At 69.2% G+C, this 7886-nt stretch carries 8 protein-coding genes; 4 read left to right on the top strand and 4 right to left on the bottom strand.

What is annotated here, in order from left to right; genetic code table 11:
- Window positions 1–336: 336 nt before the first annotated feature.
- Both JHY01_RS22550 and rsrA read left to right on the top strand, forming a co-directional pair.
- Complete coding sequence (locus tag JHY01_RS22550; RefSeq protein ID WP_205327958.1) at window positions 337–1119, top strand: sigma-70 family RNA polymerase sigma factor; 783 nt, start codon at window positions 337–339, stop codon at window positions 1117–1119.
- Window positions 1116–1412, top strand: a complete 297-nt coding sequence (rsrA, locus tag JHY01_RS22555) for a mycothiol system anti-sigma-R factor (RefSeq protein ID WP_205327959.1) — start codon at window positions 1116–1118, stop codon at window positions 1410–1412. Before JHY01_RS22550 ends, rsrA begins: the two co-directional genes overlap by 4 nt.
- A 142-nt stretch (window positions 1413–1554) precedes the next feature.
- On the opposite strand, the gene JHY01_RS27495 is transcribed toward rsrA, so the two are convergent.
- Together JHY01_RS27495 and JHY01_RS28225 are read right to left on the bottom strand one after the other, a co-directional pair.
- Complete coding sequence (locus tag JHY01_RS27495) at window positions 1555–2151, bottom strand: TetR/AcrR family transcriptional regulator (protein ID WP_205327960.1); 597 nt, start codon at window positions 2149–2151, stop codon at window positions 1555–1557.
- An 81-nt stretch (window positions 2152–2232) separates the two neighbouring features.
- On the bottom strand, window positions 2233–2307 hold the full coding sequence (locus JHY01_RS28225; protein ID WP_373897052.1) for a 50S ribosomal protein bL37: 75 nt from the start codon (window positions 2305–2307) through the stop codon (window positions 2233–2235).
- Between the two features lie 298 nt (window positions 2308–2605).
- Here JHY01_RS28225 and JHY01_RS22565 point away from each other — a divergent pair, with 298 nt between their 5' ends.
- Together JHY01_RS22565 and JHY01_RS22570 are read left to right on the top strand one after the other, a co-directional pair.
- Window positions 2606–3637 carry an SIS domain-containing protein gene (locus JHY01_RS22565; protein ID WP_205327967.1) on the top strand — a complete coding sequence of 344 codons (1032 nt, stop codon included), beginning with the start codon at window positions 2606–2608 and terminating at the stop codon, window positions 3635–3637.
- Between the two features lie 81 nt (window positions 3638–3718).
- Window positions 3719–4948 carry a hypothetical protein gene (locus tag JHY01_RS22570; RefSeq protein ID WP_205327961.1) on the top strand — a complete coding sequence of 410 codons (1230 nt, stop codon included), beginning with the start codon at window positions 3719–3721 and terminating at the stop codon, window positions 4946–4948.
- Between the two features lie 27 nt (window positions 4949–4975).
- On the opposite strand, the gene dprA is transcribed toward JHY01_RS22570, so the two are convergent.
- Together dprA and JHY01_RS22580 are read right to left on the bottom strand one after the other, a co-directional pair.
- Window positions 4976–6139: a DNA-processing protein DprA gene (gene dprA, locus JHY01_RS22575; protein WP_205327962.1), complete on the bottom strand. Its 1164-nt coding sequence runs from the start codon at window positions 6137–6139 to the stop codon at window positions 4976–4978.
- A gap of 87 nt (window positions 6140–6226) precedes the next feature.
- Window positions 6227–7738 (bottom strand): YifB family Mg chelatase-like AAA ATPase, encoded by a 1512-nt coding sequence (locus tag JHY01_RS22580; RefSeq protein ID WP_205327963.1) that lies wholly within the window; start codon window positions 7736–7738, stop codon window positions 6227–6229.
- Between the last annotated feature and the right edge of the window lie 148 nt (window positions 7739–7886).

Consider the following 7886-nt stretch of genomic DNA (forward strand, 5'->3'; position numbering starts at 1 on the left):
TCACGCCCCGGTCCCCCGGTGCGATCAGGACCCTTCCGGGTCCACACACGATAACGACTACGAGCACCGAAAGTTACCGTTTCCATCCACTCAGTAGCAATGTGGGGTGAGAGTCCGAAATTCGCACATTGCACCCGAAATTTCGGGACGACATCGCGCTCCCGGTCTCGATGTGGCGGATACGACTCGGGTGGTTTCGCGGAGGGCGGAATGAAGCCGCACCGGACGCTGTTGTTCGGGACGAGTCTCCCGCTTCGGCACGCCGGCCACACGCCGCGCGAGCTGCGGTGAGGGGGTTCGCGGGCCACGAAGTCTGTCTAGCAAGGAGCCCAACGCATGACCACCACCCTCCGCGGTCGCGATGACGAGCGCCTCGCCGCACTCCTGAGCGGCCCCGAATGGTCCCCGTCGCCGAACGGCGCCTCCCCCGTCGGCGGCGTCACGACCGCCGGTATTTCCTCCGCACCCGCTCGGACCGCTGCCGTAGGCTCGGAACCGGTCGGCTACGAGAGGGAGACGGTGACCGAGGCAGGCAGCGAGAACACACAGGAGCGGCGCGAGCGGTTCGAGCGCGACGCGATGCCCCTGATCGACCAGCTGTACGGCGCCGCGCTGCGCATGACGCGCAACCCCGCCGACGCCGAGGACCTGGTGCAGGAGACGTTCCTCAAGGCCTACTCGAAGTTCCACCAGTTCCGCGAGGGCACCAACCTCAAGGCGTGGCTGTACCGGATCCTCACCAACACCTACATCAACTCCTACCGCAAGAAGAAGCGCCAGCCGCTGACCTCGCCGACCGACGAGATCACCGACTGGCAGCTCGCGGACGCCGAATCGCACTCCGCATCCGGGTTGCGTTCGGCTGAAACCGAAGCGCTGGACCACCTGCCGGACTCGGACGTCAAGGACGCCCTCCAGCAGCTCGGCGAGGACTTCCGCCTGACGGTCTACCTCGCCGACGTCGAAGGCTTCTCCTACAAGGAGATCGCCGACATCATGGGCACCCCGATCGGCACCGTCATGTCCCGCCTGCACCGGGGACGGCGGCAGCTGCGCCAGCTGTTGAGCTCGTACGCCGCGGACCGCGGCCTTTCGCCCGCACGGGAGGGACAGCAGTGACCGCCGAACCGGAGAAGCCCAAACTCGACTGTCGGGAGGTCCTCGAAGAGGTCTACCTCTATCTCGACGACGAGTGCTCCGACCGCCGCCGCGGCGTGATCCGCGACCATCTCGAAGAGTGCTCGCCCTGCCTCTCGGAATACGGCATCGAGCAGGAGGTGCGCACGATCGTGCACCGCTGCTGCAGCCAGGAGAAGGCGCCCGACGAGGTCAAAGCCCGACTGCGCCAGAAGCTCAGCGCCATCGAGCAGGTCAGCGAGATCTTCAGCGAAGTCGCCGAGCGCGACCGCTGAACACCGACTGAGCCGCCGATCGAGCCCGTCCGCCGCGCCGCCTGACGGTGGTGACGCCGATCGAGCCCGTCGCGGTGCCGCCGGTCGGGCCCGCCGCGATCGGGCCCGACCGCGTCGATCGACTACCGCTCCGAGCGCGCCGCTAGGCGGCCGACTGCTCGGCCGCGTTGGCCCGGATCATGCCGATGGAGATCTGCAGCGATGCCTCGCGGACCTCGTCGTCGGAGTCGTCCGCGCGCGGATAGGTGATCCAGTTGCTGTAGAGCGTCGTGATCGCGTCCCACGCCCGCAGGCGGTGGATGAGCGGGGCGTCCGACTCGACGAGCAGCGCGTGCAGGCGCCGCTGGCGCAGCCTGAAGACCGACATGCGGTCGAGGCGCGTGAGCGCGGCCTGGTTGTTCTGCATGAACCGCAGCACCGGCACGTGCGAGCGGATGACTTCCGCGTAACGGCGCAGGAGCTCAGTGCGGGTGTCGAGCGTCCGAGGCTGGGTCTCGCCCCAGTCGCAGATGCGGTCCAGATCTTCCGCGTAGGAGTCGAAGAAGCTCGCCGCGATGTCTTCTTTGGTCTTGAAGTGGTAGTACAGGGCGGCCTTGGTGACGCCGAGCTGCTCGGCGATCTCCCGTAGAGAGGTGTGCTCGTAGCCGTGCTCGCTGAAGAGCGCGATGGCGGTCCGCTGGATCCGCTCTCGGGTGCTCGGCTGTTGCTGCTCGCGCGCTTCGCGCGGCGCTTCGGTCATGTGGGCAATTCTCGTTCTGCGCCGGGTGTCCAGTGCGATCTGCGGGGCAGTCGCGGCCTCGGCCGCCTGCCCCGCCACGCGCTAGCTGTTCGGGCGCTTTCCGTGGTTGGCGGACTTCTTCTTACGCGACTTGCGCTTGCGGGCTGCTTTCGCCACGGCTCCTCCTCGGTGGTCGGGAATTCAGGGGTCAACCTTACCGGCACCTGCGCGGGTGCACGGAGGGCAGTGGACACACTTCATTGACGAGCGACCCGAGTCGTAGCAGGGTTGAAGGCGCGGACACCGGAGCTCGGGAAGGCCCGACTGCGGTGGACGGGCGTGGCGACGGTCGACTACGCTTCATTATAAAGGTTTGTTTAATATTTTAGCGGTACCGTTTCACAAGGAGCGTCAAGTGAACCAGCCCCAGGTCGGCGCCACCGACAACACCAGCGCGGACGAGCCCGGCAAAGGCATGTCCGCCGACATCGCCGAGCAGCCCGACGTCTACGCCGACGTGCTCGACCACGGCGCCGCCGAGATCGCCCGGATCGCCGCGGTCATCGCCGAACGGCGCCCGCGCTCGGTGGTCTTCACCGCCAGGGGCACCTCCGACCACGCCGCGCTCTACGCCGCCTACCTCACCGAGATCCGCCTCGGCCTGCCCGCGAGCCTCGCCAGCCCCTCCGTCGTCACCGTCTACGACGCGCGGCCCGACTGGTCCGACTCCCTCGTGATCGCCGTCTCCCAATCCGGCGGCTCGCCCGACCTCGCCCAGGTCGTGGCCGCCGCCCGCGCCTCCGGCGCCCTCACCCTCGCCGTCACCAACAACCCCGACTCCCGACTCGCCGACGAGGCCGAACTCCACCTCGACGTGCGCGCCGGACACGAGCGCGCCGTCGCGGCCACCAAGACCTACACGGCCGAACTGCTCACGCTCCTGCTCCTCATCGAGGGCATCCGCACCGGCACCGGCCGCCTCGACGCCGCCGAAGCCACCGCCATCGGCAAACTGCCCGAACTCGCCCGCGGCGTGCTCGCCGGCACCGGCGCCGCCGAACTCGCCGGCCGCTACCGCTTCGCCTCCCGGTTCGTGACCACCGGCCGCGGCTACGCCTACCCGACCGCCCGCGAGACCGCGCTCAAACTCATGGAGACCTCCTACCTTCCCTCGCTCGCGTTCTCCGGCGCCGACCTCCTGCACGGCCCCCTCGCCATGACCGACCCCGGCGTGCCCGTGCTCGCCGTCGTCGGCTCCGGCCCCGGCGGCCATGCAATGTGGAACGTCCTCACACAACTCGGCAAGCAGCGAGCAGACGTCGTCGTCGTCGGCGCCGCCGACGTCCCGGGCCAAACCGCCCGACTCGCCACCCCCGCGGTGGACGAACGCATCGCCGCACTCCTCGACATCCTTCCGCTGCAACAACTCGCGCTCCATCTCGCAATCGAGCGCGGCGAGAACCCCGATGCCCCACGCGGCCTCAAGAAGGTCACGGAGACGGTGTGAGCCCAGCTCGGCAGGCGTAGAGAAGCGGGTGTTCACTTTCGGTTCACCGAGATGTTCACCCGTTTCCGTAAACTCTGCGTCATGCAGGCACCACCAGCCGCGCCGACCGGCACCACTGAAATCGTCTGGCACGAACGGCGATACCGGGCGCGAGCGATCGCGGGCGGCGCCGCATTCGAGCTCTATTCGGACGTACGCGAAGACGGATTCCACTCCAGCGGCAGCGGATTCCACCGATACGTACATGCCTCCGAGGTGACCAGCCCCGGAGGCGAGCTCCTGCTCATCGGCGTCGCCCCACTGGCGATCCCGGTCATGCCCGGGGTCGACGCGGCCACCGTCCACCGCTACAGCCAGAACCCGCGCATCGGCCCCGCCGAACGCGCGCTCGTCTCGGCCGTGCGCGCCACCGCGTTCGTCACCATCGGCACCCGCATGGTCAAGCCGCTCAGCCGCCACCAGGTGGCCCGGCAGCTCACCTCGGCGCCCCTGGTCAGCGGCGTCTGCTACCGCGAATTCGACGTCGCGCACCTGCGCACGCCCGACGACCGGGTGGTGCTCTCCGGCGACCCCGACGACGCCCGCGACACCGCGTTCGCCCTGCGCTGGAAGGCGATCTGCGCCTGCGACTACGAGAGCACCGAGGCCGCGAACTTCCCTGGACTCGTCACGGTGCCCGGGCGGGAGCGGCGCGGATCGATGATCCTCGGCACCGGGTTCCTCCCGAGCGGCACCCACCTCATCCCCGAATTCGCGACGGCGGGTTTCGCCGACCTGCCGCTGACCGCGCGAGCCGAGATCCTCGCTTACACGCCCGACGGCGCGGAGATCTCGCTGTTCCAATACCAGCCGCAGACGAACGTCTGGGACCGCATGGCCGGCGCCCGGCACCGCGACCTCGTGAGCCGCATCCCCGGACTCGAGACCGGGCGCGCGCTCTTCCGCACCAACCATTCCGTCCACGCCGGACTCGTGGGCGAGCATGAGGGCGAACGGGTGCCGGTGACGGCCGACCCGGGTCACGGATTCAGCGTCTACGCCCGCGGCGCCACGAGCCGCAGCCCGGTGACCCGCCCGCAGCGGTTCCACACGCGGGCGCGCTGGCGCGACATCGAAGTGCTCGCGCTGGGCCGCAACGAGGACTGGGTGCGGGTGCGGTTGAGCCAGCCCGACCTCGAGGCGATCATGACCACTGACGCTACGTGCGTCGAACGCGGCATCTACGAATGCTGGGCCCCCCTCGCCGAACTCGAGAACCCGCGCATGGTCGTGGTCGACTACCCGAAGGACGACCGCCCGGCCCCCTGCTGACCCGCCCAGTCCGGGCCCCTTTCGCGATCAGGCTTGTCCTCCTCTCGAGAGGCGCCAGCGGTTGTCGACGCGGTCTACCCAGCCGGTTCGGAGGAGGCGGTCGAGCGTCTCCGCCGCCATCTCCGTAGGGACTCCGGCGGCGGCCGCCAGTCTCGCCGTCTCGACCACGTAGCCCCTCGGCAGGGACTCGACCAGGCGGGCCTCGACCTCCGTCAACCGATCGAAGGGCCGGCGCTGCTGCGGCGGAGGCGTCGCCAGGGGGCCACCGATGCCGGTGAGGTCTTCGATCACCTCCTCGGCCCGAGTCACCAGCCGGGCTTCCCATGGCTCCCTGGCCAGTTGGTGGACTCCCGCGGACATCGAAGAGGTCACCGGGCCAGGCGTGAACATCAGGACCCTGCCGAGTTCGGCCGCGTATCGGGCGGTATTGCGCGCACCCGAGCGGTGGGCGGCTTCGATGACCACCGTGCCGGCAGTCAGAGCCGCGATGACGCGGTTCCGGGTCAGGAAGCGGTGCTTCATGACCGTTGTGCCCGGCGGCCATTCACTGACGATGAGGCCGCGCTCGGCGATCAGGTTGAACATCGAGTGGTTCCCTTTCGGGTAGGGGAGTTCCACCCCGCAGGCCAGCACCGACACCGTCGCCCCGCCTCGCGCCAAAGCTCCGAGATGCGCGGCCCTGTCGATGCCGAACGCGCCGCCGGACACGATCGTCCAGCCCGCCTCGGTCAGCTCGGCCGCGAGATCGTCGGCGAGGTGCTGCCCGTATTCGCTTGCGGCCCTGGCTCCGACGATCGACACCGAGCGGCGGCAGAGGCGCGCCAAGGACTGCTCGCCCCGCACCCACAGGCAGCGCGGCGGCCGCACGTGCGGCTCGTCGGCGTCGCAGACGAGCATGAGATCGCGCAGTTGGTCCGGCCAGTCGGGGTCGCCGGGGATGAGGACTCGCGCGCCCGACTCCTTCGTGGCGGAGGCGATGTCGGCGGCTCGGGCGGCCGGATCGTGGGTGCACGACACCGCCGCGCTCGTGATGCGCTGCAGGCGTTCGGGAACCTCGCCCTCCCAGAGGCGTTTGACCACCTCGATCGGGCCGATGTCACCGAGGAGGTCGTCGAGATCGGCGTCGCCCGGCTCGATCATCGAGGACAGGAGCATGAGGGCGAGGCGCGGATCGTCGGGCAGATTCGTCACGGTTCCTCCTCTTGTGTTGGATGTGTCGATGTGGTCGGGGGAGTTGCTCGGTGGTATTCGGCTGTCGCGGGTCGCGGGTTCGGCGGCTCAACTGAGCGTGTAGCCGATGCGCAGCTCACCGGCCGCCGTGATGTCCTCGGCCGTCGGGCGGTCGTGTTCTCTGAGATCGGCGATCGTCCACGCCAGCTTCAGGATTCGGTCATATCCGCGGGCGGTGATCCGCTCCTTCATCAGCAGGTCGTCGACGCGCTTCCTCACCGGTAGCGGCAGCCGCCACCGCTCGGACCGCAGCGCCGGTCCGGGAACCTCGCTGTTGCACCGCCAGCTCTCACCCGCCTCGGACCACCGCGCCGCCGCCGCTTCTCGAGCCCTCGCCACCCGCTTGGCCACCTGCTCGGAAGGTTCGGCCTCCGAAAGCTCCGCGAGGATCGCCGAAGGCGGCACCGCCGGGAGGTCCACCCGCAGGTCGATCCGGTCCATCAGCGGCCGCGAGATGCGCGGCAGATATCCCCGCTTCACCTGCGGTGTGCAAGTGCAGTCGTACGGCCTGTTCGGCGCGCAGGGGCAGGGATTCGCCGCGAGGACCAGGATGACCTTCGCCGGATAGCGGATCGAGGTGTTCGCCCTTCTGATCCGCACCTCTCCGCATTCCAGGGGCTGCCGCAGCGAGTCGAGGACCGACCGCTTCCATTCGGGGGCTTCGTCGACGAAGAGCACCCCCCGGTGCGCCAGCGCCAGAGAACCCGGACCCACGAGTCCGCTGCCGCCGCCCACCAAGGCCTGCATCGTGATCGAATGATGCGGCGCCTCGAACGGCGCATGTCGCATCAGCGTCGCCGCGCCCCCGGAGAACCGCCCCCGCAGCGAGTGGAGCGAGGTGACCTCCACCGCCTCGGCGTCGGTCAACGGCGGCAGGATCGAGGGCAGCCGCTCCGCCAGCATCGTCTTGCCCGCTCCGGGAGGACCCACCATCAGCATGTGATGCCTCCCTGCGGCGGCGATCTCCAAAGCGCGCCGTGCGATCGGTTGTCCACGCACGTCGGCGAGGTCCGGCAGCCGCGGCGGTGCATCGGGCGCCGCTCGCATCACCGGGTCGAGCGTCGTCTGGCCGAACAACCAGGCCACGAGCGTCGCCAGATCCCTCGGGGCGTAGACCGTGAGCCCGTCGACCAGCGCGGCCTCGGGGGCGTTCTCCGGAGAGACGATCGCCGTCCGCATCCCCGACCTGCGTGCCTCGATGAGCGCAGGAAGCGCGCCGGGGACGGCCCGCAGACCGCCGTCGAGGCCGAGCTCCGACAGCAGGACCGTGTCGTGCAGCTTCTCCATCGGCAGCGTGTCGTCCGCGCACATGATGGTGAGCGCCAGCGCGAGGTCGGCCGCCGAGCCGGTGGTCGGCATCGACGCCGGGCCGAAGTTGACGGACACGGACTTGTCCGGGAAGCGCAAGGCGGAGTTGGCCATCGCCGACCGCACCCGGGTCTGGGCCTGGTTGACGACGCTGTCGGGCAGGCCTGACATGCGGACCGTGTCCGTGCCCTTCGCGGAGGACTCGAAGACCGAGGCCTCGACGGTGACCGCGACGGCGGTCGCGCCGATCATGCAGACGGTGTTGGTTCGCGCGTTAGTTCTGCTTGTTGAGCGTGTCCCAGTGTCACTCTGCCGTGGGGGTGTTGATGGTCGGATAAGACCATTTCTCGCCTTACCGTCAAGTGATGATCTTGCACTTTTTCTCCCGTTCGGGCTGGGA

Source organism: Glycomyces sp. YM15 (assembly GCF_016918015.1).
Taxonomy (GTDB): Bacteria; Actinomycetota; Actinomycetes; order Mycobacteriales; family Micromonosporaceae; genus Glycomyces.

What these genes read in the sequence shown, in the direction of transcription:
- JHY01_RS22550 (WP_205327958.1), top strand. Translation starts at nt 337, where the DNA reads ATGACCACCACCCTCCGCGGTCGCGATGACGAGCGCCTCGCCGCACTC.
- JHY01_RS27495 (WP_205327960.1), bottom strand. Translation starts at nt 2,151, where the DNA reads ATGACCGAAGCGCCGCGCGAAGCGCGCGAGCAGCAACAGCCGAGCACC.
- JHY01_RS22565 (WP_205327967.1), top strand. Translation starts at nt 2,606, where the DNA reads ATGTCCGCCGACATCGCCGAGCAGCCCGACGTCTACGCCGACGTGCTC.
- JHY01_RS22570 (WP_205327961.1), top strand. Translation starts at nt 3,719, where the DNA reads ATGCAGGCACCACCAGCCGCGCCGACCGGCACCACTGAAATCGTCTGG.
- JHY01_RS22580 (WP_205327963.1), bottom strand. Translation starts at nt 7,738, where the DNA reads ATGATCGGCGCGACCGCCGTCGCGGTCACCGTCGAGGCCTCGGTCTTC.